Below are 25,435 nucleotides of genomic sequence, written 5' to 3' on the forward strand. Positions count from 1 at the left end.
CGTCAAGCCGCCGGGGTGTCTTCCGGGGCTTTCGGCAGTACCGCCGCCGGTTTGTCGCTCAGCCGGGTGACCAGCAGCTGGTCTATCTTGTAGCTGTCGATATCCACCACTTCGAACTTGTAGCCGGCGTATTTGACGAAGTCGGTGCGTTTCGGGATCTTGCGCAGCATATACATCATAAAGCCGCCGATGGTCTCGTAGTTGCCCGCCTGCGGGAACTCGTCGATGTCCAGTACGCGCATCACGTCGTCGATCGGCGTGCCGCCTTCAATCAGCCATGAGCTTTCGTCGCGCGCCACGATCTGCTCTTCCTGGCCTTGGCCAACCAGATCGCCCATCAGCGTGGTCATCACGTCGTTAAGGGTGATGATGCCCACCACCAACGCATATTCATTGAGGATCACCGCGAAGTCTTCGCCGGCGGTCTTGAAGCTTTCCAACGCTTCGGACAGCGTCAGCGTATCCGGCACGATCAGCGCCGAGCGGATCTGCACGCCGCTGCTCAGCACCAGGCTCTGGTTGCCCAGCACGCGGTTCAGCAGGTCTTTGGAATCGACGTAGCCGACCACCTGATCGATATGGCCGTCGCACACCAGGAACTTGGAGTGCGGATGGGTCGAGACCTTCTCCTTGATGCTCTCTTCGCTTTCGCGCAGGTCGAAGTACACCACGCTTTCGCGCGAGGTCATCGAAGACGGCACGGTGCGCGATTCCAGTTCGAACACGTTTTCAATCAGCTCATGTTCCTGCTTGCGCAGCACGCCCGCCAGGGCGCCGGCTTCCACCACCGCGTAGATGTCGTCGGAGGTGATGTCGTCCTTACGCACCATCGGCAGCTTGAACATGCGGAAGATCAGGTTGGCCATGCCGTTGAAGAACCACACCAGCGGGCGGAAGATCATGATGGAGAAACGCATCGGGTTGATGATCCGGACGGCGACCGTCTCTGGTGCAATCATACCGATGCGCTTCGGGGTCAAATCGGCGAACAGGATAAACAGGCTGGTCACCAGCACGAAGGAGCAGATAAAGCTGACCTGTTCCGCCAGTTCGGGCGACAGGAAACGATCGAACAACACCTTGAAAGTGGGAGAAAAAGCCGCATCGCCGACGATACCGCCGAGGATGGCCACGGCGTTCAGGCCGATCTGCACCACGGTGAAAAAGATGCCTGGGGTTTCTTGCAGTTTAAGCACTCTGGCGGCGTTGATGTTGCCTTCGTCCGCCATCAGCTTCAGTTTGATCTTGCGCGAGGCGGCCAGAGAGATTTCCGACAGTGAGAAAAACGCACTCACCGCGATCAGAAAAAGAATCAGTAAAATACTGTTTAACATAATCTATCCATACGTGCCGACGGGATGCCGGCGCTCTTGAGGAAGGGTAGTACATAGTAAAAAAAGCAGCGATAACAACCAGAAGGGAAGCTATCGGGCCGCAGAAGCGGCCCGCATAGTATAGCAGTTGCCCCACAGGGGCCGCCAGCGGTTAAAAAAGTGCCGCCGGCCGGCATCGGATTAGCCCTGCGGCGGCAGGCAAACGCCGATGCCACCCAGCCCGCAGTAGCCTTCCGGATTCTTGAACAGGTACTGCTGATGATCGTCCTCCGCGTAATAGAACGGCAGCGCCGGCGCGATCTCGGTAGTGATGATGCGCTTGTCGCCCGCCGCGTCCATCGCCTGCTGGAAACGCTGCAGGCTGCTTTCCGCCTCGGCCTGCTGCTCCGGGCTCAGCGTGTAAATCGCCGAGCGGTACTGCGTGCCGACGTCGCCGCCCTGGCGCATACCCTGCGCCGGATCGTGATTTTCCCAGAATACCTGCAGCAGCTGTTTGTAGCTGACGACCTGCGGATCGAACACCACGCGTACCACTTCGGCGTGGCCGGTCTGGCCGCTGCACACTTCGCGGTAGGTCGGGTTCGGCGTGTAGCCGCCGCTGTAGCCGGCGGCGGTGCTGTAGACGCCCGGCTGCTGCCAGAACAGGCGCTCAACGCCCCAGAAACAGCCCATGGCGAAGATCGCCACTTCCATGCCTGCCGGCACCTGGGTCATCGAGTGTTCGGTGACCACGTTGAGCGTTGCGACAGGCATTGGCGTGGTGCGGCCAGGCAGCGCGCTTGCCTTATCGACGGTTTGTGATTTATCAAAAAATGGCACCACGGTTGACTCCTGTTGTCACAGTAAGAATTGACCCTACATGGGGGCGGTTCGGTTGTATCTCACCGCGTCTTTGCCCACAATAAGTGGCAAGTTGGGTTTATGTATAAGCTTAACGCAGTATTTTGAGCGCCAAAAGTGAAGAATTCGCCTGTTGCGCGGCGGTGGCAAAGCGCGGCGGGCGGCGTCCGGAACAAGGCTGAAGAGGGCTGCCGTCATGATAGCGCGGAGTCTGCCCTGGCCCCGGAGCGAACACCATAACAGGAAAGTAAAATCAATAAGGAGAACACGTGCCAAAGTACCCGGTCATGTGCTTGATAGCTGTGTTGCTTGCGGCACCTGCAGCCTACGCGGCGAACGTGCGGTTGCAGGTGGAAGGGTTAAGCGGAGAGTTGGAAAAAAACGTTCGGGTGCGCCTGTCGTCGATCACGCCTGAAGAGGTCGGCACCGACGGTCGCTTCCGCGCACGGGTGGATGAGGCGGTGCGCCAGGGGCTGCGCGCGCTCGGCTATTATCAGCCGACCATCGAATTTACGCTGGACGATCGGCCGGGGATGTCGCGCCCGGTGCTGCATGCCAAGGTCAATCCGGGCGAACCGGTGCGTATCGCCGGCGCCAACATCGTGCTGGAAGGCGGCGCGAAGACCGATGAGGACTACCTGGCGTTGGTAAAGAAGGACCGGCCGACCATCGGCGAGATCCTCAACCACGGCAAGTATGACAGTTTCAAAGGCTCTCTCACCGGCCTGGCGCTGCGCAAAGGCTACTTCGATGCCGACATGACCAAAAGCCAGCTCGGCGTGGCCGAAGATCTGCACAAGGCGTTTTGGGATATCGATTTCAACAGCGGCGAACGTTACCGCTTCGGCAAGGTAAAATTCACCGGCTCGCAAATCCGCGAAGACTATCTGCAAAATCTGGTGCCCTTTCATCAGGGGGATTACTACAGTTCGGAGGATTTGGCCGAGCTGAACCGCCGATTGTCCGCCACCAACTGGTTCAACTCGGTGGTGGTATCCCCTGATTTCAACGATGCCAAAGAGAACAAGATTTTGCCGTTGGACGCGCTGGTGACGCCGCGTACGCGCAACACCGTCGAAACCGGTATCGGTTACTCCACCGACGTCGGCCCGCGGGTGAAAGGCACCTGGAAAAAACCCTGGCTCAACGATCGCGGGCATAGCCTGGAAACCAGCGCCAGCGTGTCGGCGCCGGAGCAGCAGCTGGATCTGACCTACAAGATCCCGCTGCTGAAGAACCCGCTGGAGCAGTATTACCTGCTGCAGGGCGGCCTCAAGAACGTCAATCTTAACGACACCAAGTCCGTCACCTCCAAAGTGGTGGCCTCGCGCAACTGGGATCTCTCCAGCGGCTGGCAGCGGGCGATCAACCTGACCTGGCGCTGGGATAACTTTACCCAGGGTAACGTCAGCAACACCACCATGCTGCTGTATCCCGGCGTCAGCTTCAACCGCACCCGCTCGCGCGGCGGCCTGATGCCGACCTGGGGCGACAGCCAGCGCTACTCCATCGACGTGTCCGACACCACCTGGGGTTCCGGCGTGGACTTCGCGCTGATGCAGGCGCAGAACGTGTGGATCCGCACGCTGGCCGACAAGCACCGTTTCGTGGCGCGCGGCCAGGTGGGCTGGATCGAAACCAACGACTTCGACAAGGTGCCGCCGGATCTGCGCTTCTTCGCCGGCGGTGACCGCAGCATTCGCGGCTACAAGTACAAAGACATTTCGCCGCGCGATGGCGACGGCAAGCTGACCGGCGCCTCCAAGATGCTGACCGGCTCGCTGGAGTACCAGTACAACGTGACCGGCAAATGGTGGGGGGCGATGTTCGTCGACTCCGGTGAAGCGGTGAACGATATCAAGAAAAGCAACTTCAAGACCGGCGCCGGCGTAGGCGTGCGCTGGCAGTCGCCGGTGGGGCCGGTGAAGCTGGATATCGCCGCGCCTGTGGGAGACAAGGACACCCACGGGATGCAGTTCTACATCGGTTTGGGGCCTGAACTATGAGCCTGGTTAAAAAGATTTGTCTCGGATTTCTGGTCGTTCTGCTGTTGCTGATCGGCGGGCTGGCCTTCCTGATAGGCACCACCACCGGTTTGCATATGGTCATCAACGGCGCGGCGCGCTGGGTGCCGGGGCTGGAGATCGCCGGCGTCAGCGGCGGCTGGCGCGATCTGACGCTGAAGGGCGTGAAATATCAGATGCCGGGCGTGACGGTCAACGCCGGGCAGTTCCATCTCTCCCTTGACCTGTCCTGCTTTAAACGCAGCTCGCTGTGCGTCAATGCATTGACCGCCCAGGATGTGGACGTGGCGGTGAACACCAAAGAGATGGCGCCTTCCGCGCCGGTGGAGGAGAGCAGTGAGCCGACCACCAATCTCAGCACGCCTTACCCTATCACGCTGCGCCTGTTGGCGTTGAACAACGTTAAGGTCACCGTCGACGACACCGCCATCTCGCTGGCCGAGTTCCGCACCGGCGCGCAGTGGCAAGAGCGCGCGCTGACGCTGATGCCGACCAAGATCGGCTCGCTGCTGATCGCCTTGCCGAAAACGCCGCAAAACCCATTGCCGGAAGCGGTGCAGCCGGCGGTCGAGGTGGCGAAAAAGGTCGGCGAGCAGGTTACCGATGCGGCGAAGCCGGCACCTCAGCCGGAAGAGAAGCCGCTGGGCGAAACGCTGAAGGAACTGTTCGCCAAACCGCTGTTGCCGGATCTGCCGGACATCCGCCTGCCGTTGGATATCACCGTCAAAGAGATCAGCGGCGAGCAGCTGCGCTTGACCGGCGATACCGACGTGCTAATCACGAGCCTGTTACTGCAGGCCAGCACGCAGGATCAGCATATCCAACTGGACAACTTCGACGTGAAGTCGCCTCAGGGCACGCTGTCGGTGCAGGGGCAGGCAACCCTGACCGGCGACTGGCCGGTGGCCCTGACCGCCAACAGCGCGCTGAATATCGAACCGCTGAAGGGCGAGAAGGTGAAGCTGAACATCGGCGGTGGGTTGCGTGACGAGCTGAAGGTGGCGCTGAACCTGTCCGGCCCGGTCGGCGCCCAGCTCGATGTGCAAACCCGGCTGGCCGAAGCCGGCCTGCCGCTGGCGCTGACGTTGCAGAGCAAGCAGCTGAAATGGCCGCTGAGCGGCGAGGCGCAGTATCAGGTCAATGACTTCCGCCTGCGCTTTAACGGCAAGGCGACCGACTACGCGCTGTCGACGCGCGCCAATCTGAAAGGCCAGGACTTGCCGCCGGCGGTGCTGACGCTGGACGGCAAAGGCAACGTCGAGCAGTTCAAGCTGGAGCGCCTGCGCCTGGCGGCGCTGCAGGGCAATACCGATCTTACCGCGCTGGTGGACTGGAGCAAAGCCATCAGCTGGACCTCGCAATTGACGCTGAGCGGCATCAATACCGCCAAGCAGTGGCCGGAATGGCCGGCGAAGCTGGATGGGAAGATCACCACGCGCGGCAGCCTGCACGGCGGCAGCTGGCAGCTGCAGGTGCCGGTATTGCAGCTGGACGGCAACGTGAAGCAGAACAAGGTCACGGCGCGCGGTACACTGAGCGGCAACGCCGCCGGGCAGTGGAAAATCCCCGGTATCGATCTGGCGCTGGGGCGCAACCAACTGAACGTCAAAGGGCAGCTGGACGAGAAGAGCTGGAACCTGGACGCCAACATCGACGCGCCGCGTCTGGACGGCGCGCTGCCGGGCCTGGGCGGCACCGCCAAAGGGCTGCTGAAGCTGCGCGGCAATCTGCAGGCGCCGCAGCTGCTGGCGGATTTGACCGCTTCCGGCTTGCAGTGGCAGGCGCTGCGCATCAACCGCGTGAAGATCGATGGCGACGTGCGCTCCACGGATCAGATCCAGGGGCAGCTGGCGGTACGCGTCGAACAGCTGAAGCAGGATGCGCTGGAGGTCAGCCTGCTGACCCTCGACGCCAAAGGCAGCGAGAAGCAGCACCAGCTGCAGCTGAAGATTGACGGCAAGCCGGTCTCCGGCCAGCTGGCGCTGCAGGGCAGCTTCGATCGTCAGCAGCAGCGCTGGCGCGGCAATCTGAACAACACCCGTTTCGATACGCCGGTCGGGGAATGGCGCCTGACGCGCGCCATCGCGCTGGACTACCTGAACACCGAGCAGAAAATCAGCGTCGGGCCGCACTGTTGGCAGAACCCGAACGCCGAGCTGTGCGTGCCTAAGACCATTGAAGCCGGCCAGAGCGGCCAGGCCAGCGTGGTGCTCAACCGGTTCGACCTGGCGATGATCAAGCCGTTCCTCGGCCCGGACACCGCCCTGAGCGGCGTGTTCACCGGCCGGGCCGACGTCAGCTGGAAGCCGGGCGGCGCGCTGCCGGAGGCGAAAGTCACGCTGGCCGGCAACGGCGTCAAGGTGGTGCAGCAGGTGCAGGGCAACGCGCTGCCGGTCGCCTTCGATACGCTGACCCTCAACGCCGGCTTGAACAACGGCCGCGCGCAGGCCGACTGGCGGATCAAACTGACCAACAACGGCCAGTTCGACGGCAATATCCAGGTGGCGGATCCGCAGGTGCGGCGCACCATCAGCGGCAACGTCAATATCACCAACATCTCGCTGGCGCTGATCAACCCGGCGCTGATGAAGGGCGAAAGCGCGGCGGGCATGCTGAACGCCAACCTGCGCCTGGGCGGCAGCGCGCAGAAGCCGCTGGTGTTCGGGCGCCTGGCGTTGGATCGGGCGAAGGTACAGGGGCACTGGATGCCGTTCGACATGACCGACGCGCGGCTGGCGGTGAATTTCAACGGCATGACCTCGACGCTGGAAGGGTTGCTCAGCACTACGCGCGGCCAGCTGAATCTGGCGGGCGATGCCGACTGGCGCGATATCAACGCCTGGCGTGCGCGCATTGCCGCCAAGGGCGACAAGCTGCGGGTGACGGTGCCGCCGATGATCCGCATCGACGTGTCGCCGGATCTGGTGTTTGAAGCCACGCCGCAGCTGTTCTCGCTCAACGGCAAGGTCGACATTCCCTGGGCGCGCATCACGGTGCAGGAGCTGCCGGAAAGCGCGGTGGGCGTCTCTTCCGACGAGGTGATGCTGGACGACCAGCTGAAGCCGATTCAACCGAAGACCGCGTCGATCCCGATCAACAGCAATCTGATGATCCACGTCGGCAACGACGTGCGGCTGGACGCCTTTGGCCTGAAAGCCCGCTTGAAGGGCGATCTGAAGGTGGTGCAGGACAAGAAAGGGCTGGGCCTCAACGGCCAGATTGACATCCCTTCCGGCCGATTCCATGCTTATGGTCAGGATTTGATCGTGCGTAAAGGGCAGCTGATGTTCTCCGGCCCGCCGGATCAGCCGCTGCTGAATATCGAGGCGATCCGCAACCCGGAATCCACCGAGGACGATGTGACCGCCGGCGTGCGCGTGACCGGCCTGGCGGATGCGCCGAAGCTGGAAGTGTTCTCCGATCCGGCCAAATCGCAGCAAGAAGCCTTGTCTTATCTGCTGCGCGGCCAGGGCTTGAGCAGCTCCGGCGCCGACGGCAACGCCATGACCTCGATGTTAATCGGCATGGGGGTTGCACAAAGTGGTCAACTTGTGGGTAAAATCGGCGAGGCATTCGGCGTGAGTAATTTGGCTCTGGACACTCAGGGGGTTGGCGACAATTCCCAGGTTGTCGTGAGCGGCTATGTCCTCCCAGGCTTACAAGTAAAATATGGGGTGGGCATTTTCGACTCGCTGGCCACGCTGACGTTGCGTTATCGCCTGATGCCTAAGTTATATCTTGAAGCGGTGTCTGGTCTCGACCAGGCATTAGATTTGCTCTATCAGTTTGAGTTTTAGCGATGCGAATAATTGTCTACGGCAGTTTACGGCGCAAACAGGGAAACAGCCATTGGATGACCAACGCCCAATGGCTCGGCGAGCACGAGCTCGAAGGCTATCAGATTTATAATCTGGGCCATTACCCGGCGGCGATCCCTGGAGAGGGCACGATACATTGCGAGGTGTATCGTATTAACTCATCGATTCTGGCAGAGCTGGACGAACTGAAAAGCAACACCAAGGACTATAAGCGCGAGCTGATTCAGACGCCTTATGGGAGTGCGTGGATCTACCTGTACAAACACAGCGTGGACGGTTACCCGCGGATTACCAGCGGCGACTGGCTGAAGCGTCTCGACGAACAGTAAGAAAAAAAACACCGCTCAATGAGCGGTGTTTTTTCATCGGACGGCGGCTGGCATTACTTCTTGGCAGCGCGTTCGAAGGAGGCGATGATTTCCGCTTTAGCTGCGGCAGCGTCTGCCCAGCCTTCCACTTTCACCCATTTGCCTTTTTCCAGATCTTTGTAGTGCTCGAAGAAGTGAGCGATCTGGGCTTTCAGCAGTTCCGGCAGGTCGTTCACGTCTTTCACGTGATCGTACTCTTTGGTCAGCTTGCTGTGCGGTACCGCAACCAGCTTGGCGTCTTCACCGGCTTCGTCGGTCATCTTCAGCACGCCAACCGGACGGCAGCGGATCACGGAGCCCGGCTGCAGCGGGTATGGGGTTGGGACCAGCACGTCAACCGGGTCACCGTCCAGAGACAGGGTGTGGTTGATGTAGCCGTAGTTGCACGGGTAGAACATCGCGGTGGACATGAAACGGTCAACGAACAGCGCGCCGGTTTCTTTGTCGATTTCGTATTTGATTGGATCGGCGTTGGCCGGGATTTCGATTACTACGTAGATGTCTTCCGGCAGGTCTTTGCCAGCAGGGACCAGATTCAAGCTCATGTCGGTTTCCTTTAATCATCAAACCAGAAATGGAGTGGCGGCTATTATAGCGGACTCTTTTGCGATTTCCTGCCCTTTTCATCGTTGAAAACCCAGCGTGCCGGCGCACGGAGAATTTCCAGATTAATCCCGCCGCGGCATGAAGTTTTGCCTTCGCCTGCCGATAACTTCAACAAACAATAATGAGCCAGCAAAGCTGGCTCCGCGTTTTGCCACCCCTACTACGTCTGATCTCACTATTCTGAAGCCGGGAAGAACTCATGCTAAAAAAGATTACGGTGAAGGCTGGGCTGATCGCCCTGCTGAGCCTGATGACCATGCTGCTGATCATGGTCAGCGTTATTGGCGTCAACGCGATTAACGAAGGATCGCGCTCGATCCATACCCTTAACCAGATCCTCGGCGAAGAGCTGGGCTCGCTGGCCAACAGCTCCAACCTGACGCTGCGCGCCCGAACCGCCGCTTCGCTGGCGGTGCGCCAACGGGAGATCGGCCAGGTCGATGTCTCCGACGCCACCGTGGGCCGCATCTACGGTTACCTCGAGCAGTCGAACAAGGAAATGGCGCGCTTTGTCGGCGTCGGCACCGTGACCGATCGCGGCCGTGAACTCTCCAACCGCCTGCAAAACAGCTACCGTGCCTATCTGGAGCAGGGCGTGAAGCCGATGGCCGCCGCCATTAAGGCCGGCAAGATCGATGAGTATTATCACATCCAGGAAACGCGCATCTCCGCGCTGAGCATCGCGTTCGAAAAGGATCTCACCGATTTCCGCAGTTTCGCGATGAAGCTTGGCGCGCAGCAGGTGTATGACGCGGAAAACAACGCCAGCACCAAGATCTCGCTGATCGTGGTGGCGGGCCTGCTGAGCGTGCTGCTGGCGGTGCTGGCCTGGTTCGCGCTGCGGGTGATCATTCTGCGCCCGCTGGACGAGTCCATCGCGCAGCTGGAACACATCGCCGGCGGCGATCTGACCCATGAGATCCGCGGCGAGGGGGATACCGAGATGGGCCGCCTGGTGCGGGCGATGCAGCGCATGCAGCAGGCGCTGGCCAGTTCGGTCAGCAAAGTGCGTGACGCCAGCAGCCAGATCGACACCGGTTCACGCGAACTGGCGGCCGGCAACCTGCATCTGGCGCAGCGCACCGAAGAATCGGCCGCGTCGCTGGAAGAGACCGCCGCCAGCATGGAACAGCTGACCTCGACGGTGAAAATGAACGCCGAGAACTGCGAACAGGCCAACCAACTGGCGCTGAGCGTGTCCGATATCGCCAACCAGGGCAGCGACGTGGTCAGCCAGGTGATGAGCAAGATGCAGGCGATCACCGACAGCTCGCGCCGCATCGCCGACATCATCAGCGTGATGGACGGCATCGCCTTCCAGACCAATATCCTGGCGCTGAACGCGGCGGTAGAGGCGGCGCGTGCCGGCGAACAGGGCCGCGGTTTCGCGGTGGTGGCCGGCGAAGTGCGCAATCTGGCGCAGCGCAGCGCCCAGTCGGCGAAAGAGATCAAAGGGTTGATCGAAGCGTCGCAAAACCGGGTGCAGGAAGGCGAGCAGATGGTGGAGTCGGCGGCGCAGACCATGAGCGGCATCACCGGCGAAGTGGGCCGGGTCACGGCGCTGATGCGTGAGATCTCGGCGGCGACGCGGGAACAAAGCAGCGGCATCGAACAGGTGAACCTGGCGGTGGCGCAGATGGATCAGGTGGCGCAGCAGAATGCGGCGCTGGTGGAAGAGTCGGCGGCGGCGACGCGCTCGCTGGAAGATCAGGCTCAGCTGCTGGCGCAGAGCATGGCGGCGTTCAAGCTGTAAGGCGATAAGGGTTCGGCGCGGCGCCGAACCCTTGCAAAGAACGCGTTACTCGTCCGGGTTTTCGGCGATGAAGCGTTCTGCGTCTTCTACCATCGACTTGGTGCCGACGAAGAATGGCGCGCGCTGGTGCAGTTTCACCGGCGTGATGTCCAGAATGCGGTTTTTGCCGTCGCTGGCCTTACCGCCGGCCTGTTCGGCCAGGAACGCCATCGGGTTGCATTCGTACAGCAGACGCAGCTTGCCTTGCGGGTGGCTGGCGGTGCTTGGGTAGATGTAGATGCCGCCTTTCAGCAGGTTGCGGTGGAAGTCCGCTACCAGAGAACCGATGTAGCGCGAGGTGTAAGGGCGCTGCGTCGCTTCATCCTGCTCCTGGCAGTATTTGATGTATTTCTTCACGCCGAGAGGGAACTTGATGTAGTTGCCTTCGTTGATGGAATACATGTTGCCGCTCGCCGGGAAGCGCACTTTCTCATGGGAGAGGCAGAATACGCCCAGAGACGGGTCATAAGTAAAGGCGTGGACGCCGTAACCGGTGGTGTACACCAGCATGGTGGACGAACCGTAAACCACATAACCCGCTGCGACCTGGGCGCTGCCCGGCTGCAGGAAGTCTTCTTCGGTCACCGGCGTGCCGACCGGCGTGATGCGACGGTAGATAGAGAAAATCGTACCGACCGAGACGTTGACATCGATGTTGGACGAACCGTCCAACGGATCCATCAAAACGACATACTTGGCATTTTCAGCTCGCTCGCCGTCGAATATCACGATTTCATCTTCTTCTTCGGAAGCGATACCCGCAACTTCACCACGCGCTTTCAACGCCGCTTTCAGTTTTTCGTTCGCGTACAGGTCCAGTTTCATCTGAACTTCGCCCTGTACGTTGGACACCCCGCTGGTTCCCAGAATATCAACCAGGCCGGCCTTGTTGATGTCGCGGTGGATGATTTTGGCGCCCAGTTTAATTGCAGAAAGTAACGCGGTCAGCTCGCCGGTGGCGTGCGAGAAGTCGTGCTGTTTCTCGACGATAAATTCGCCTAACGTTTTCATGACACAATCCCTGAATCTACGGATGGATAGCGGCCTGTTAACAAACCGCCAACGTTTTCGCGTGCAGTGTAGCCCAAAGATGCGCGCCATTCATAGGCAAATCCATTTCTTCTGGACGATTCTGAGCGTTAGAATATGCCGACATTCGATGCACTCACATGAGAAACCTATGCGCATTCACATTCTTGGGATCTGTGGCACCTTTATGGGCGGGTTGGCGATGCTGGCGCGCTCACTGGGGCATGACGTCACCGGTTCGGACGCCAACGTCTATCCGCCGATGAGCACGCTGCTGGAGAACCAGGGGATCGATCTTATTCAGGGTTATGATCCAGCCCAGCTGGATCCGGCGCCGGATCTGGTGATCATCGGCAACGCCATGACGCGCGGCAACCCGTGCGTGGAGGCGGTGCTGGAGCGTGGCATCCCTTACGTTTCCGGCCCACAGTGGCTGCACGACGCCTTGTTGCGCGATCGCTGGGTACTGGCGGTTGCCGGCACCCACGGCAAAACCACCACCGCCGGCATGGCGACCTGGATCCTTGAGGCCTGCGGCTACCAGCCCGGCTTCGTCATCGGCGGCGTGCCCGGCAACTTCGACGTTTCGGCCCGCCTTGGCGGCAGCCCGTTCTTCGTGATCGAGGCCGACGAGTATGACTGCGCGTTCTTCGACAAGCGCTCCAAGTTCGTGCATTACAGCCCGCGCACGCTGATCATGAACAACCTGGAGTTCGACCACGCCGATATCTTCGACGATCTGAAAGCCATCCAGAAACAGTTCCACCACCTGGTGCGTCTGGTGCCGGGCAAAGGCAAGATCATCCTGCCGGACAACGACAGCCACCTGAAGCAGGTGATGGCGATGGGCTGCTGGAGCGAGCAGGAGCTGGTGGGGGAAGAGGGCACCTGGCGCGCGCAGAAGCTGACGCCGGACGCCAGCCATTACGCGGTGTTCCTCGACGGCGAACAGGTCGGCGAAGTGAACTGGGCGCTGGTGGGCGAGCACAACATGCATAACGGCCTGATGGCCATCGCCGCTACCCGCCATGTCGGCGTGCAGCCGGCGGACGCCTGCCGCGCGTTGGGCGATTTCATCAACGCCCGCCGCCGTCTGGAACTGCGTGGCGAAGCCAACGGCGTCACGGTTTACGACGACTTCGCACACCACCCGACGGCGATCCTCGCCACTCTGGCCGCGCTGCGCGGCAAGGTCGGTGGCACGGCGCGCATTCTGGCGGTGCTGGAACCGCGCTCCAACACCATGAAAATGGGCATCAGCAAAAACGATCTGGCACCTTCGCTCGGCCGCGCCGACGAAGTGTTCCTGTTCCAGCCACACCACATTCCGTGGCAGGTGGCGGAAGTGGCGGATGCCTGCGTGCAGCCGGCGCACTGGAGCGCGGATCTCGACACGCTGGTGGACATGGTGGTGAAAACCGCACAGCCGGGCGATCACATTCTGGTGATGAGCAACGGCGGTTTCGGCGGCATTCACGATCGTCTGCTGGACGCGCTGGCGAAAAAGCAGGAGCCGAAAGTCACCTACTGATCGCTCAGCCGCATCAGTCACATCAAGGGCCGCATTCGCGGCCTTTTTTGCGCCCATAAAAAAGCCCTCGCGAGCGAGGGCAACGGGGTTCGTCGGATAGGACGACGAGAGGGTCTCTGGGAAATCGGCGTTTGCGTCAGAACTCGGCAGTGGCAGTGACGAGGGTAATCAGCTCTGCAAAGCCGTTCCCAGAGTTGTTATTTGTAAATCTCGGCGGTGGCGTGGTAGTTGCCTTCATTACGCGCTTCGATCACGCGGTAGGCGGTCGCGCCTTTTGCGTCGGCTTTTTCCGACAACGCCTGGCGAATGTCGGTCGGCGCGCCGTCGATGCCGCTGACGGTAATGGTGCCGATAGATTGCAGGTTGGCGGTCTGATCGTTAGTCACCAATTGGGCGGCAGAAGCGCCGAAGGAGATGACAGACAGCAGGCCGAGTGCAGCAACAGTAGTTTTCATGTTCATGATAGCGATCCTTGGTCATAACAGCCTGGAAGGGCTTGGCAGCGATTTTTATTCTTGAAGGCCGTTACGACAGCGTTTGATTCCAGAGATGTATTGCCCGTTGCCGGGTAATGCCGGTACTTATTTGTAGATTTCAGCGGTCGCGTGGAAGTTGCCGTCATTGCGGGCTTCGATTACGCGGTAAGCGGTCGCCCCTTTGGCGTCAGCTTTGTCGGACAGCGCCTGGCGAATGTCGGAAGGCGCAGCGGCGACGCCGCTCACGGTGATCACACCGGCCGGCTGCAGTTTTGCGGCCTGAGTTGCGTCAACAGATTGTGCTGCGAATGCACCAAATGAAAGCATGGACAGAACGCTCAGGGTTGCAACGGTAGTTTTAATTTTCATCATCTCACCTCATCGTATTCTTTTATCAGTTCCAACGAACTGTGATTCAGTTCACGAAAATGAGTATACAGCTAGTAACGCGAAAAATTAATAGTTCGCTAACAGTTGCTAGTGAAACTTTAACCTCATGATCCTTATTTTTTATAACCATAAGGAATAAAAAACGCTCATAAAACGATCTTTTGATGTTAAATTTATGTAATTTCAATGAGGTAAGTGCTTTTGACCAAAAGTGCGGAAGATCACAGTGGGTACTGCTGGTTACATGGAGATGTCATGGAAATGTGTTGCTGAGGGATAAAAAAGCAGTGTTAAACGCGGTTGAAGGCAGGGAAGGTAACGCGGGGGTTAAAGAAGCGCTAACAAAGTGCGGGCTACAGCCGCACTTTGTTAGCGCCAGGTTTCACAGCTCTTGCTCGAACACGCCCAGAATAGCTTCATGCAGTTTCTGAGCGGTAAAGCCGTTGGAGGGGGTGACGAAAATCGTATCGTCGCCGGCAATTGTGCCGAGGATGCCCTGGGATTTACCCAATGAGTCGAGCAGGCGAGCGATCAGCTGCGCGGCGCCCGGGCTGGTGTGGATCACCACGACGGCGTCGTTATGGTCGACGTCCAGCACCAGATTCTTCAATGGGCTGGTGGTGGTCGGCACGCCGAGTTCGGCAGGAAGGCAATACACCATTTCCATTTTGGCATTGCGCGTACGTACCGCGCCGAACTTGGTCAGCATGCGCGATACTTTGGATTGGTTAATGTTTTCGAAGCCTTCTTCTTGCAGCGCCAAAACGATCTCGCCTTGAGAACTGAATTTTTCTTCTTTCAATAACGCTTTGAACGTCTTGATCAGATCTTCCTGTTTTGCGGGATTACGCATTTTGCACCGTGGAATGTTGATAGTGGAAGTCATGATTATGCATATAGATGAATTTTTATGCAACAAAGGCCGACCCAAAGAAAATAAACATGACCGGGCGGCGAGGAAAGGACGGCATTTTAACAAAATCCGGCAGCGATGAATATGCCCTTTTGACGACGGAAAATCGGCCTGCGGTGGTAAATAAAATGTTATTAAAATGATGTTGTTCTGATGTTGCGTAAGGGTGTAATGTAACGGCCGGTTAACTTGCTCGTGAATAACCTCGCACTATTTTTGATTAATGTGCGCTATGCCCTTCATGCGTAAGCGATTTAATCTAAAATGGGCGCGACAGCGGCCGTTTTATTACACCTGCAGGCAAGAATTGGCTAATTTATTGTTTTTAAAGGTGTAATAACTTAAGGTCCGTAACCAACACATTCACGGCGCTTTATATATTTAAGATAATAAAGGAGTATAGGATGAAAGTTGCAGTTCTCGGTGCTGCTGGCGGTATCGGCCAGGCCCTCGCCCTTCTACTCAAAACCCAGCTTCCTTCAGGTTCTGAACTCTCTCTCTACGACATTGCCCCCGTTACCCCAGGCGTTGCCGTCGACTTAAGCCACATCCCAACCGCAGTTAAAATCAAAGGCTTCAGCGGCGAAGACGCGACCCCGGCTCTGCACGGTGCGGACGTGGTGCTGATTTCCGCCGGCGTGGCCCGTAAGCCTGGCATGGATCGCTCTGACCTGTTCAACGTTAACGCCGGCATCGTGCGTAACCTGATTGAGCAAGTGGCGAAAACCTGCCCGAAAGCCTGCATCGGTATCATCACCAACCCGGTTAACACCACGGTCGCCATCGCGGCGGAAGTGCTGAAAAAAGCCGGCGTTTACGACAAGAACAAACTGTTCGGCGTGACTTCGCTGGATATCATCCGTTCCAACACCTTCGTGGCCGAGCTGAAAGGCAAACAGCCGGAAGAGCTGAACGTGCCGGTCATCGGCGGCCACTCTGGCGTGACCATCCTGCCTCTGCTGTCGCAGATCCCAGGCGTGAGCTTCACCGATCAGGAAGTGGCGGATCTGACTAAACGCATTCAGAACGCCGGCACCGAAGTGGTGGAAGCCAAAGCCGGCGGCGGGTCTGCAACGCTGTCCATGGGCCAGGCGGCCGCACGTTTCGGTCTGTCTCTGGTGCGTGCGCTGCAGGGCGAGAAAGGCGTGGTGGAATGCGCTTACGTTGAAGGCGACGGCAAATACGCTCGCTTCTTCGCACAACCGCTGGTACTGGGCAAAAACGGCGTTGAAGAGCGCAAAGATATCGGCACCCTGAGCGCCTTCGAGCAGAAAGCGCTGAACGAGATGCTGGACGTGCTGCACAAAGATATCGAGCTGGGCGAGAAGTTCATCAATAACTGATCGTTGCCGATAGTCAGCCGATAAACGCCGCCGGACGCTGTTCCGGCGGTTTTTTTTGCCCCGCGTTCACGATTTGATGCGTGCCTTGCGATCCAGCAGGCAATCGCTGCGCGGATCGTAATAGCGGCTTGGCCAGATCTCCGAAGGGTGGATGCCTATCGCTTCGGCGATCAGCCACTCCCCCTTTGGCCACGGGCGCGATAGCGCGTTGGCCAGCGTTGATGAGCTTAATCCGGCCTTGCGCGACACTGCCGCCAGCGTGGTGCCCTGCTTGCGGAGCGCCGCGATGATATCTGCCGGATGCCAATCTGGGTTCCTTGAATTCATGTTTACATTCCTTTTCTGATTAGCCAAAGTTGCGTTAGTGGTATAACTAACGGGTCAAGGTTAGGCGTTTGCACAACGTGAATCGCTTATTCAGAAACCAGAATACCATTAAATTTCCAAAAAAATACCCAAGTAATTTCCAAAAATGACGTTGCCCACTATTGCCCAGAGATGATGGCCATGAAAAACGAGTGGTTTGCCGCCAAGGAACTGACAGGCATCGCAGGATTACCTTCCTCACCACAGGGAATTAATCTGATGGCCCGGCGCGAAGGTTGGATCAGCCGCAGGCGTAAAGGCGTGCAGGGAAAAGCGTTGGAGTACCATATCGACAGCCTGCCTTCAAACGTGCGTAACCTGCTGGTGCTGAAGGAGGACGGGGCGGTATATGACGTAGAGCGTCAGGATCCGTTGGCGGTCTGGATCGAGTATTACTACCATTTGACGGAGAGCGAGCGCGAGAAAATGGTGGCTTTCCTGATGCGGGAAGGGATCGGCGGCCTGTTGGCGCGCATCGACGAAGAGAGCAATAGCTAGGCAGGCCCGCGTACGCGGGCCTGATGGTTTTTAAGAAATATTCATTTCTTAAAAGTCGCGTTGCACCGCCAGATGGGCCAGGCCCTCCAGCGCCGTACGGTGCTCCGATGCCGGCAAGACCTGCAGCGCGGCGATCGCCTTGTCGGCTTCTTCTTCGGCGCGTTTGCGGGTGTACTCCAGCGAACCACATTGTTGCATCGCCTGCAGTACCGGCTCCAACAGATGACGACCGTTACCTTGCTCAATCGCACCGCGGATCATGTCACGCTGCGCGTCGTCGCCGTTGTGCATCGCGTGCAGCAGCGGCAGGGTCGGTTTCCCTTCGTTCAGATCGTCGCCGGTGTTTTTGCCCAGGGTGCTGCCGTCGGCGCTGTAGTCGAGCAGATCGTCGATCAGCTGGAAAGCGGTGCCGAGGTAGCGGCCATAGTCTTGCAGCGCCTGCTCTTGTTCGGCGCTGGCACCGGACAGGATCGCCGACGATTGCGCCGCTGCCTCGAACAGGCGGGCGGTTTTGCTGTAGATCACCCGCATATAGCTTTCTTCGCTGATGTCGGGATCGTGCACGTTCATCAACTGCAGCACTTCGCCTTCGGCGATGACGTTGACCGCCTCCGACATCAGCGCCAGCACGCGCAGGGATTCCAGGCTGGTCATCATCTGGAAGGCGCGGGTATAGATAAAGTCGCCGACCAGCACGCTGGCGGCGTTGCCGAACGCCGCGTTGGCGGTGGCTTTGCCGCGGCGCATGTCCGATTCGTCGACGACGTCGTCATGCAGCAGCGTGGCGGTATGAATGAATTCGATCAGGGCGGCAACGGTGACGTGCTTGTTGCCTTCATAGCCCAACGCCCGCGCCGCCAGGACGGCGATCATCGGCCGGATGCGCTTACCGCCACCGCTGATAATGTAATAGCCAAGCTGATTGATGAGCGTGACATCGGAATTCAGCTGTTCGAGAATTGTTGCGTTCACGGCCGCCATATCTTGCGCGGTTAACTCGGTAATTTGATCTAGGTTCATTGTGTTTTTTTCAGCTGTGTTTCTCTTCACCGCGTTGAGATCGCTGCTCACATCGGTACATGGCGGTAACTGTCCCTATGATTGTACTTGAAAAACGGTTCAGATAAACGCCACGAAAGAAACTGCGCTTTTTTTCTTCTTTTTTCTCCTTCTGGTCTTATTCTGCTCTTGTCATGCGCTGCTTTTTTGCGTAGAATTCGCGCCCTATTGTGAATATTTATAGCGCGCTCTGAACTAACACAGTCGGGCACGCGGAAAGCGGAGTTTTATATGTACGCGGTTTTCCAAAGTGGTGGTAAACAACACCGAGTAAGCGAAGGTCAGACCGTTCGCTTGGAAAAGCTGGACATCGCAACTGGTGAAGCGGTTGAGTTTGACCAGATTCTGATGATCGCTAATGGCGAAGATATCAAAATCGGCGTTCCTTTCGTCGATGGCGGCAAGATCAAAGCTGAAGTCGTTGCTCACGGTCGTGGCGAGAAAATTAAGATTGTTAAGTTTCGTCGTCGTAAGCACCACCGTAAGCAGCAGGGCCACCGTCAGTGGTTCACTGACGTTAAAATCACCGGCATCAGCGCTTAAGTTAGGAGAGCGGATTAATGGCACACAAAAAGGCTGGCGGCTCGACTCGTAACGGTCGCGATTCAGAAGCTAAACGTCTGGGCGTAAAACGCTTTGGCGGCGAAGCAGTACTGGCAGGCAGCATCATCGTTCGTCAGCGCGGCACCAAATTCCACGCTGGTACCAACGTGGGTTGCGGCAAAGACCACACTCTGTTTGCTTTGAAAGACGGTAAAGTCAAATTCGAAGTTAAAGGCCCGAGCAATCGTAAATTCATCAGCATCGAAGCTGAATAATTTTTCGAGCCTTACGAAATAGATGTAAGCCCCGCAATTCGTTGCGGGGCTTTTTACATTTATGGGCTGCCTGGGGGTTGGCCTGTCAGCGTTGGCGAAGGTGATATGGATACGAAGCAGCAGGTCGGCGTTGGTATTTCCCTGGCGTTAACCACGGCGGTTTGCTGGGGTGCGTTGCCGATCGCGATGAAAGAAGTGTTGACGGTGATGGAGCCGTTTACCGTCGTTTGGTATCGCTTTACCATGGCCGCCATCGGTTTGGGCGCGATCCTCGCGGTGCGCGGCAAGCTGCCGCCGCTGACGATGTTCCGCCAGCCGCGCTGGCTGCTGCTGTTGGCGATCGCGACGGCGGGGCTGCTGGGCAACTTTGTGTTCTTCAGCTCCTCGCTGCAATACCTGAGCCCGACGGCGTCGCAGGTGATTGGCCAGCTGTCGCCGGTGGGCATGATGTTCGCCAGCGTGCTGATTTTAAAAGAACGCATGCGTATCACCCAGGTCATTGGCGCCCTGATGCTGATCGGCGGGCTGATGCTGTTTTTCAACGTCAGTCTGATAGAGATCTTCACCCGGCTGACGGACTACACGCTGGGCGTTATGCTGGGCGTGTGTGCGGCGATGGTTTGGGTGAGCTACGGCGTGGCGCAGAAGGTATTGCTGCGCCGGCTGGCTTCGCCGCAGATCCTGGTTATGCTGTACACTTTATGTGCGATAGCGTTGTTCCCTCTGGCCAAACCCGAGGTGATTTTCCAGCTTAGCGGCTGGCAATTGGCGTGCCTGCTGTTTTGCGGCGCCAACACGCTGATCGGCTATGGTGCGTTGGCAGAGGCGATGGCGCGCTGGCAGGCGGCGCAGGTGAGCGCGTTGGTGACGCTGACCCCGCTGTTTACCCTGCTGTTTTCAGATTTATTGGCGTTGGCCTGGCCCCAGGCATTCGCCGCGCCGACGTTGAATGTCGTCGGCTATGTTGGCGCGTTTGTGGTCGTGGCGGGCGCCATGTTTTCCGCAATTGGTCACCGGTGGTGGCCGCGACGGGCAGAACCCCCCCTGGTTGCTCCTTTGAAGCAGCCCGGTGAATGATTTACGGAGACGGTAAATGAAGTTTGTAGATGAAGCAGCGATTCTGGTCGTTGCAGGCGACGGCGGCAACGGATGCGTCAGCTTCCGCCGCGAAAAATATATCCCGAACGGTGGGCCTGACGGCGGCGACGGCGGCGACGGCGGCGACGTCTACCTGCTGGCGGACGAGAACCTCAACACCCTGATCGACTACCGTTTTGAGAAGTCTTTCCGCGCCGAGCGCGGCCAGAATGGCCAGAGCCGCGACTGTACCGGTAAACGCGGGAAAGACGTCATCATCAAGGTGCCGGTCGGCACGCGCGTGAAGGATCAGGGCACCGGCGAGATCCTCGGCGACATGACCCGCCACGAGCAAAAGCTGATGGTCGCCAAGGGCGGCTGGCATGGCTTGGGCAACACCCGTTTCAAATCTTCGGTCAACCGTGCGCCGCGTCAGAAGACGCTGGGTACCGCCGGTGAAGCGCGCGACCTGTTGCTGGAACTGTTGCTGCTGGCCGATGTGGGCATGCTGGGCCTGCCGAACGCCGGCAAATCGACCTTCATCCGCGCGGTGTCCGCCGCCAAGCCGAAGGTGGCCGACTATCCGTTTACCACGCTGGTGCCGAGCCTGGGCGTGGTGCGTATGGACCACGAGCAGAGCTTTGTGGTCGCCGACATTCCGGGGCTGATCGAGGGCGCATCCGAAGGCGCGGGCCTGGGCATTCGCTTCCTGAAACACCTGGAGCGTTGCCGCGTGCTGCTGCACCTGGTGGACATCGCGCCGATCGACGAATCCGATCCGGTGGAAAACGCCAAAGTCATCATCAACGAGTTGAACCAATACAGCGAAAATCTGGCGCAGAAGCCACGCTGGCTGGTGTTCAACAAAATTGATGTGATTGGTGAGGAAGAAGCCGCCGAACGCGCCAAGGCGATTGTGGAAGGCATGGGCTGGGAAGGGAAGTACTACATGATCTCCGCCGCCAACCGCGAAGGCGTCAACGCGCTGTGCTGGGACGTAATGAACTTCATCAACACCCAGCCGAAAGCGATGGCGATCGAAGAAAGCGCGCCGGAAAAAGTCGAATTCATGTGGGATGACTACCACCGCGAGCAAATCGCGGAAGTGGAAGCCGAAGCAGAAGATGACTGGGATGACGACTGGGACGAAGACGACGACGAAGGCGTCGAAATCATTTACCAGAAGTAATTCGGTGATAAAGGGCTCAGCAACGCTGGGCCCTTGTTATTTGAGCGCCTTTTCCGGCAGCCAGCACTGGGCGTTCAGGCCGCGGGCATCGCGGCGGTTTTCCAGCGTCAAACGCCCCTGGTGCAACTGCACGATGCGGATCACGATATTCAAGCCCAGCCCGCTGCCGCCGTAGCGTTGATCCATGCGGCGAAACGCCTGCGTCAGCTCCCCGACCATCTCTTCCTTGATCCCCGGGCCATCGTCGATGACCTGCAGCAGATAGCCGCTGTGCTGCGGCGTTAACCGCACCTGTATCTCGCCGCCTTCCGGGCCGTAACGGTGGGCGTTTTCGACCAGGTTGCGCAGCAGCAGCCGCAGCAGCACCGGATCGCCGTTCACCGCGGCGGTGGCCGGCAATTGCCAGTCCAGCGTCTGCGCGCGTTGGGCGGTCATTTCGCCGAGTTCTTCCTGCAGCGGCTGAATCACATCGGCCACCCAATCGAAATGCTGGTAATGACCGCTGGCGAAGTCTTGCCCGGCGCGTGACAGCATCAGCAGTTGCTCAACGGTGTGCATCAGCTGATCGATGCGGGCGATCAGCGCCTGGCTGCCTTTGACGCCCTGTTTCTCCATCAGTTCCAGATGCAGGCGAATGCCGGCCAGCGGCGTGCGCAGTTCGTGGGCCGCGTCGGCGGTGAACAGGCGCTCCTGCTGGATGGTGTTGTCCAGCCGCGAGAACAGCTGATTGAGCGCATTGGTGACCGCCACCATCTCCAGGCTGTCGCTGTTGATTGGCAGCGGCGTCAGGTTATCGGCAGAGCGCTTTTCCAGCCGCTGCTGCAATTGGTTGAGCGGGCGGGTGATCCAGCTGATGGCCCAGAACGACGCCAGCAGCGTGACGATCATCATGATCAGCGACGGCGCCAGCAGCGACGCGATGGCCTCGGCTATCTCGGTATCGACGCGCTCGCTGCGCACTTTGGCGGACAAGGTTTCGTCCACCAGGAAGCTGATCTGTTCCTGGCTTTCGTGCCACAGCCAGAAGGCGCTGATGAGCTGCGTGACCAGCAGGATCAGCGCCAGCATCAGCAGCAGGCGGCGGCGCATGCTGATCATGAAGAAGGTTCCAGACGGTAGCCGATGCCGCGCACGGTGCGGATGCGATCCTTGCCCAGCTTGCGGCGCAGGTTGTGGATATGCACTTCCAGCGTGTTGGAGCCCAAATCGTCTTGCCAGGTGTAGAGATCCTGCTGCAGGAGTTCACGGTTGACCGTTTGGCCGGCGCGCATGATAAGACGCGCCAGAATGGCGAACTCTTTCGGCGTAACCTCCACCGGCTGCTGCTGCAGGTAGACCTGCTGGCTGGAGAGGTTCAGCTGCAGGTCATCCACCTGCATCAGATTGTCGCTGTGGCCCTGGTAGCGCCGCAGGAGGGCGCGCACGCGTGCCTGCAGTTCAACCAGCGCGAAGGGTTTGACCAGGTAGTCGTCGGCGCCGGCGTCCAGCCCGTCGACGCGATCTTCCAGGGCGTCGCGGGCGGTCAGGATCAGCACCGGCAGATCGATCTGCTGGCGGCGCCACTGCCGCAGCAGCGCGGCGCCGTCCATGTCCGGCAGGCCGAGATCCAGGATCACCATGCTGTATTGGCTGGTGATGAGCAAGCTGTTGGCCTCCGCCGCCGTGGCGGCGCAGTCGCAGACGTAGCCTTCGCCGGTCAGCGCCAGCGCCAGCCCCTGTTGCAGCAGTTCATCATCCTCAACGACCAACAGCTTCATGACGATCCTCAGTTGTTTTGGTAAATATCCCGATACAGGCGGCTTTCGAAGCGTACCAGCGGTGCGCGGCGCTGTTTCTGATCTTCCGGCGGTACGGCGTAGCCGGAAAGATACTGCACGAAGGCCATGCGCTGGCCGCTGGCGGTGGTGATGAAGCCCGCCAGGTTGTACACGCCCTGCAGTGCGCCGGTCTTGGCCGACACTTTGCCGTCGACGCCGGCTTCGTGCAGGCCGCCGCGGTAGCGCAAGGTGCCGTCATAACCGGACAGCGGCAGCATCGAGATGAAGTTCAGCTCGTTGTCGTGCTGCGCGATGTACTGCAACGCCTGCATCATGGTCGCCGGCGCCAGCAGGTTGTGGCGCGACAGGCCGGAACCGTCGGCGATGATGGTATTGCCCAGATCGATGCCGGCCTTCTGGCGCAGCACCTGCCGTACCGCATCGGAACCGGCTCGCCAGGTGCCCGGCACGCCGAAGCGTTCGTGGCCGATGGTGCGGAAGACGGTATCGGCGATCATATTGTCCGATTTCTTCAGCATGATCTTCAACAGATCGTGCAGCGGCGCTGACTGGGTTTGCGCGATCACCGTGCCGGTGATGCCAGGGCGCGTCTGGCGTTTCAAATGTCCGTCGATTTGGATGCCGGCCTGCGTCAGCTCGTCTTTCAGGATGGCGCCCGCGTAGCTGGCACCGTCCTGGATGGCGAAGGCCAACGGCAGCGGTTCGCTGCGCTGCGTCAGGCAGCCGGTCAGGGTAAAGCGGTTCAGCTCGCCCGGCACCACGTCCAGTTCGCAGTACTGCGCGTCAGCGGAGCCGCGTGCCAGGGTGCGCACCTGGCTAAACATATTGACCGGATAATAGGAGGCGACGCGGATAAACGCCATGTCGCCCGGGTTCGGCGCGCTGTAGAGCGAGACCGAGAAACAGTTGCGATCGACGATGGCGGCGGCCGGCGGCGCGCTGAAGCACTGCGTCAGATCGTTCCACGGCCAGCCGGGCGCCTTGTCATGGCTGGCGAAGACCGAGGTGTCGACCAGCACGTCGCCGCTGATTTGGCGCACGCCCTGCTTCTTCAGGACGGCCACCATATTGCGCAGGCTCTGGCGTTTGAAAGTCGGATCGCCGCTGAAGCGGGCAATCAGGTTGCCGCGCAGCACGCCGTCGCGAATATCGCCCTGGCTCTCCAGCGTGGTGGTGAAACGGTAATCGGGCCCGAGTTGCAATAGCGCAGCCAGCGCCGTCAGCACTTTTTGGGTACTGGCCGGCAGCGCCATCTGCTGAGAGTGGTAATCGATCGTCGGCGCGCTGGCGCCGATCTTCTGAACGACCAGGGCAAGGTTGGCCCCATCAGGCAGATATTGTGTGTACTCTTCAACCGGGGCCGCATTCGCATTCAGAACAAATGCGCAAGCCAATGCACTGACAATTCGTGAAAAACGCATAATCTCGGGATAACAGCTGGATAACGTGCCGTCATACTACGGTGCAATCAGGGAAAAAGTAAACGATGACCCTCAAGGAACTCTAGGCTAAAATGCGTATCAAAATGCAAAACCGATCTTGGCTTGGGCCCCGTTCCGAGTCAGGTTTCTTTTGTTTGTCGCCTGGAGGCGGGTGGCGGTATGCCAACCGTGTTTTCATACGAATACGTCAGGATGACGGTTATTTGAACAGGAAAGATTTAGAGGTATTTATACGATGAACCAAATTCCGATGACCTTGTTTGGCGCTGAAAAACTGCGCGAAGAGCTCGAATATCTGAAAAGCGTGCGCCGTCCGAAAATCATTGCGGACATCGCGGAAGCGCGCGAACACGGCGATTTGAAAGAGAATGCCGAGTACCACGCCGCCCGCGAACAGCAGGGTTTCTGCGAAGGTCGCATTCAGGAAATCGAAGCCAAGCTGTCCAATGCTCAGGTGATCGATATCACCAAGATGCCGAACACCGGCCGGGTGATCTTCGGCGCCACCGTATCGGTGATGAATCTGGACAGTGAAGAAGAAGTGACTTACCGCATCGTTGGCGACGATGAGGCCGATTTCAAGAAAAATCTGATTTCGGTAAACTCGCCGATGGCGCGAGGCCTGATCGGCAAAGAGCAAGACGATGTGGTGGTGATCAAAACCCCTGGCGGCGACGTCGAGTATGAGATCCTGAAGGTTGAGTATCTCTGATCGAGGCCGTTGGTCATTAATGCGCCAACGTT

At 59.0% G+C, this 25,435-nt stretch carries 24 protein-coding genes; 12 read left to right on the top strand and 12 right to left on the bottom strand.

Annotation, left to right across the window (positions count from 1 at the left end; translation table 11 throughout):
- Positions 1 to 2: 2 nt before the first annotated feature.
- Together ACJ8QI_RS14905 and msrA are read right to left on the bottom strand one after the other, a co-directional pair.
- Positions 3 to 1,334 (bottom strand): hemolysin family protein, encoded by a 1,332-nt coding sequence (locus ACJ8QI_RS14905; protein WP_049270169.1) that lies wholly within the window; start codon positions 1,332 to 1,334, stop codon positions 3 to 5.
- 180 nt (positions 1,335 to 1,514) lie between these two features.
- Positions 1,515 to 2,156, bottom strand: coding sequence for a peptide-methionine (S)-S-oxide reductase MsrA (gene msrA, locus ACJ8QI_RS14910; RefSeq protein ID WP_049201433.1), 642 nt, complete (start codon positions 2,154 to 2,156; stop codon positions 1,515 to 1,517).
- A 305-nt stretch (positions 2,157 to 2,461) separates the two neighbouring features.
- On the opposite strand from msrA, the gene tamA reads away from it, so the two are divergent.
- From tamA to ACJ8QI_RS14925, 3 genes are read left to right on the top strand one after another with little or no spacing between them, the layout of a single operon-like run.
- Complete coding sequence (gene tamA / locus ACJ8QI_RS14915; RefSeq protein WP_204275932.1) at positions 2,462 to 4,180, top strand: autotransporter assembly complex protein TamA; 1,719 nt, start codon at positions 2,462 to 2,464, stop codon at positions 4,178 to 4,180.
- A complete protein-coding gene (gene tamB / locus ACJ8QI_RS14920) occupies positions 4,177 to 7,995 on the top strand; it encodes an autotransporter assembly complex protein TamB (RefSeq protein WP_060421927.1) in 3,819 nt (1,272 codons plus the stop codon). The genes tamA and tamB overlap by 4 nt, the downstream gene beginning before the upstream one ends.
- Before the next feature lie 2 nt (positions 7,996 to 7,997).
- Positions 7,998 to 8,345 carry a gamma-glutamylcyclotransferase family protein gene (locus ACJ8QI_RS14925; RefSeq protein ID WP_033648686.1) on the top strand — a complete coding sequence of 116 codons (348 nt, stop codon included), beginning with the start codon at positions 7,998 to 8,000 and terminating at the stop codon, positions 8,343 to 8,345.
- 53 nt (positions 8,346 to 8,398) lie between these two features.
- Here ACJ8QI_RS14925 and ppa read toward each other — a convergent pair whose 3' ends face one another.
- The gene (gene ppa, locus ACJ8QI_RS14930) at positions 8,399 to 8,929 is read right to left on the bottom strand and encodes an inorganic diphosphatase (protein ID WP_004933594.1); all 531 of its coding nucleotides are present in this window, start codon (positions 8,927 to 8,929) and stop codon (positions 8,399 to 8,401) included.
- Positions 8,930 to 9,189: 260 nt separating this feature from the next.
- Here ppa and ACJ8QI_RS14935 point away from each other — a divergent pair, with 260 nt between their 5' ends.
- Positions 9,190 to 10,743 (top strand): methyl-accepting chemotaxis protein, encoded by a 1,554-nt coding sequence (locus ACJ8QI_RS14935; RefSeq protein ID WP_084826940.1) that lies wholly within the window; start codon positions 9,190 to 9,192, stop codon positions 10,741 to 10,743.
- A gap of 45 nt (positions 10,744 to 10,788) precedes the next feature.
- Here ACJ8QI_RS14935 and fbp read toward each other — a convergent pair whose 3' ends face one another.
- Positions 10,789 to 11,793 carry a class 1 fructose-bisphosphatase gene (gene fbp, locus ACJ8QI_RS14940; RefSeq protein WP_004933587.1) on the bottom strand — a complete coding sequence of 335 codons (1,005 nt, stop codon included), beginning with the start codon at positions 11,791 to 11,793 and terminating at the stop codon, positions 10,789 to 10,791.
- Between the two features lie 169 nt (positions 11,794 to 11,962).
- Here fbp and mpl point away from each other — a divergent pair, with 169 nt between their 5' ends.
- Positions 11,963 to 13,342 carry a UDP-N-acetylmuramate:L-alanyl-gamma-D-glutamyl-meso-diaminopimelate ligase gene (mpl, locus tag ACJ8QI_RS14945; RefSeq protein WP_442532752.1) on the top strand — a complete coding sequence of 460 codons (1,380 nt, stop codon included), beginning with the start codon at positions 11,963 to 11,965 and terminating at the stop codon, positions 13,340 to 13,342.
- A 197-nt stretch (positions 13,343 to 13,539) separates the two neighbouring features.
- On the opposite strand, the gene yhcN (ACJ8QI_RS14950) is transcribed toward mpl, so the two are convergent.
- From yhcN (ACJ8QI_RS14950) to argR, 3 genes are all read right to left on the bottom strand, one after another.
- Positions 13,540 to 13,803 carry a peroxide/acid stress response protein YhcN gene (yhcN, locus tag ACJ8QI_RS14950; protein ID WP_004933578.1) on the bottom strand — a complete coding sequence of 88 codons (264 nt, stop codon included), beginning with the start codon at positions 13,801 to 13,803 and terminating at the stop codon, positions 13,540 to 13,542.
- A gap of 120 nt (positions 13,804 to 13,923) precedes the next feature.
- Positions 13,924 to 14,187 (bottom strand): peroxide/acid stress response protein YhcN, encoded by a 264-nt coding sequence (gene yhcN, locus ACJ8QI_RS14955; RefSeq protein WP_038879766.1) that lies wholly within the window; start codon positions 14,185 to 14,187, stop codon positions 13,924 to 13,926.
- Between the two features lie 403 nt (positions 14,188 to 14,590).
- The gene (gene argR, locus ACJ8QI_RS14960) at positions 14,591 to 15,061 is read right to left on the bottom strand and encodes a transcriptional regulator ArgR (RefSeq protein ID WP_004933572.1); all 471 of its coding nucleotides are present in this window, start codon (positions 15,059 to 15,061) and stop codon (positions 14,591 to 14,593) included.
- A gap of 464 nt (positions 15,062 to 15,525) precedes the next feature.
- Here argR and mdh point away from each other — a divergent pair, with 464 nt between their 5' ends.
- Positions 15,526 to 16,464 (top strand): malate dehydrogenase, encoded by a 939-nt coding sequence (mdh, locus tag ACJ8QI_RS14965; RefSeq protein WP_004933569.1) that lies wholly within the window; start codon positions 15,526 to 15,528, stop codon positions 16,462 to 16,464.
- A gap of 66 nt (positions 16,465 to 16,530) precedes the next feature.
- Here mdh and ACJ8QI_RS14970 read toward each other — a convergent pair whose 3' ends face one another.
- Entirely contained in the window at positions 16,531 to 16,791 is a 261-nt protein-coding gene (locus ACJ8QI_RS14970; RefSeq protein ID WP_038879152.1) for a helix-turn-helix domain-containing protein, read from the bottom strand.
- Positions 16,792 to 16,971: 180 nt separating this feature from the next.
- On the opposite strand from ACJ8QI_RS14970, the gene ACJ8QI_RS14975 reads away from it, so the two are divergent.
- The gene (locus tag ACJ8QI_RS14975) at positions 16,972 to 17,328 is read left to right on the top strand and encodes a DNA-binding protein (RefSeq protein ID WP_038879765.1); all 357 of its coding nucleotides are present in this window, start codon (positions 16,972 to 16,974) and stop codon (positions 17,326 to 17,328) included.
- Between the two features lie 48 nt (positions 17,329 to 17,376).
- Here the strand turns inward: ACJ8QI_RS14975 and ispB are convergent, their stop codons facing one another.
- The gene (ispB, locus tag ACJ8QI_RS14980) at positions 17,377 to 18,348 is read right to left on the bottom strand and encodes an octaprenyl diphosphate synthase (protein ID WP_047729263.1); all 972 of its coding nucleotides are present in this window, start codon (positions 18,346 to 18,348) and stop codon (positions 17,377 to 17,379) included.
- Between the two features lie 270 nt (positions 18,349 to 18,618).
- On the opposite strand from ispB, the gene rplU reads away from it, so the two are divergent.
- The 4 genes from rplU (at position 18,619) to cgtA (ending at position 21,471) form a co-directional block, all read left to right on the top strand.
- Positions 18,619 to 18,930, top strand: a complete 312-nt coding sequence (gene rplU, locus ACJ8QI_RS14985) for a 50S ribosomal protein L21 (protein WP_004933561.1) — start codon at positions 18,619 to 18,621, stop codon at positions 18,928 to 18,930.
- A 17-nt stretch (positions 18,931 to 18,947) separates the two neighbouring features.
- The gene (gene rpmA, locus ACJ8QI_RS14990; RefSeq protein ID WP_004933559.1) at positions 18,948 to 19,205 is read left to right on the top strand and encodes a 50S ribosomal protein L27; all 258 of its coding nucleotides are present in this window, start codon (positions 18,948 to 18,950) and stop codon (positions 19,203 to 19,205) included.
- 105 nt (positions 19,206 to 19,310) lie between these two features.
- Positions 19,311 to 20,282 carry a DMT family transporter gene (locus ACJ8QI_RS14995; protein ID WP_055311901.1) on the top strand — a complete coding sequence of 324 codons (972 nt, stop codon included), beginning with the start codon at positions 19,311 to 19,313 and terminating at the stop codon, positions 20,280 to 20,282.
- A 16-nt stretch (positions 20,283 to 20,298) separates the two neighbouring features.
- Complete coding sequence (gene cgtA, locus ACJ8QI_RS15000; protein ID WP_004933553.1) at positions 20,299 to 21,471, top strand: Obg family GTPase CgtA; 1,173 nt, start codon at positions 20,299 to 20,301, stop codon at positions 21,469 to 21,471.
- Between the two features lie 36 nt (positions 21,472 to 21,507).
- Here cgtA and pmrB read toward each other — a convergent pair whose 3' ends face one another.
- The 3 genes from pmrB to dacB are packed head-to-tail and all read right to left on the bottom strand — an operon-like array spanning position 21,508 to position 24,670.
- On the bottom strand, positions 21,508 to 22,569 hold the full coding sequence (pmrB, locus tag ACJ8QI_RS15005) for a two-component system sensor histidine kinase PmrB (RefSeq protein ID WP_197658050.1): 1,062 nt from the start codon (positions 22,567 to 22,569) through the stop codon (positions 21,508 to 21,510).
- Positions 22,566 to 23,228, bottom strand: coding sequence for a two-component system response regulator PmrA (pmrA, locus tag ACJ8QI_RS15010; RefSeq protein WP_019453348.1), 663 nt, complete (start codon positions 23,226 to 23,228; stop codon positions 22,566 to 22,568). Before pmrA ends, pmrB begins: the two co-directional genes overlap by 4 nt.
- An 8-nt stretch (positions 23,229 to 23,236) precedes the next feature.
- Positions 23,237 to 24,670, bottom strand: a complete 1,434-nt coding sequence (gene dacB / locus ACJ8QI_RS15015; RefSeq protein ID WP_048232490.1) for a serine-type D-Ala-D-Ala carboxypeptidase — start codon at positions 24,668 to 24,670, stop codon at positions 23,237 to 23,239.
- Between the two features lie 256 nt (positions 24,671 to 24,926).
- On the opposite strand from dacB, the gene greA reads away from it, so the two are divergent.
- Entirely contained in the window at positions 24,927 to 25,403 is a 477-nt protein-coding gene (gene greA / locus ACJ8QI_RS15020) for a transcription elongation factor GreA (RefSeq protein ID WP_004933539.1), read from the top strand.
- Positions 25,404 to 25,435: the final 32 nt, after the last annotated feature.

Origin of the sequence: Serratia sp. CY84636, from assembly GCF_052166245.1 — a bacterium.
GTDB classification, from domain to species: domain Bacteria; phylum Pseudomonadota; class Gammaproteobacteria; order Enterobacterales; family Enterobacteriaceae; genus Serratia; species Serratia nevei.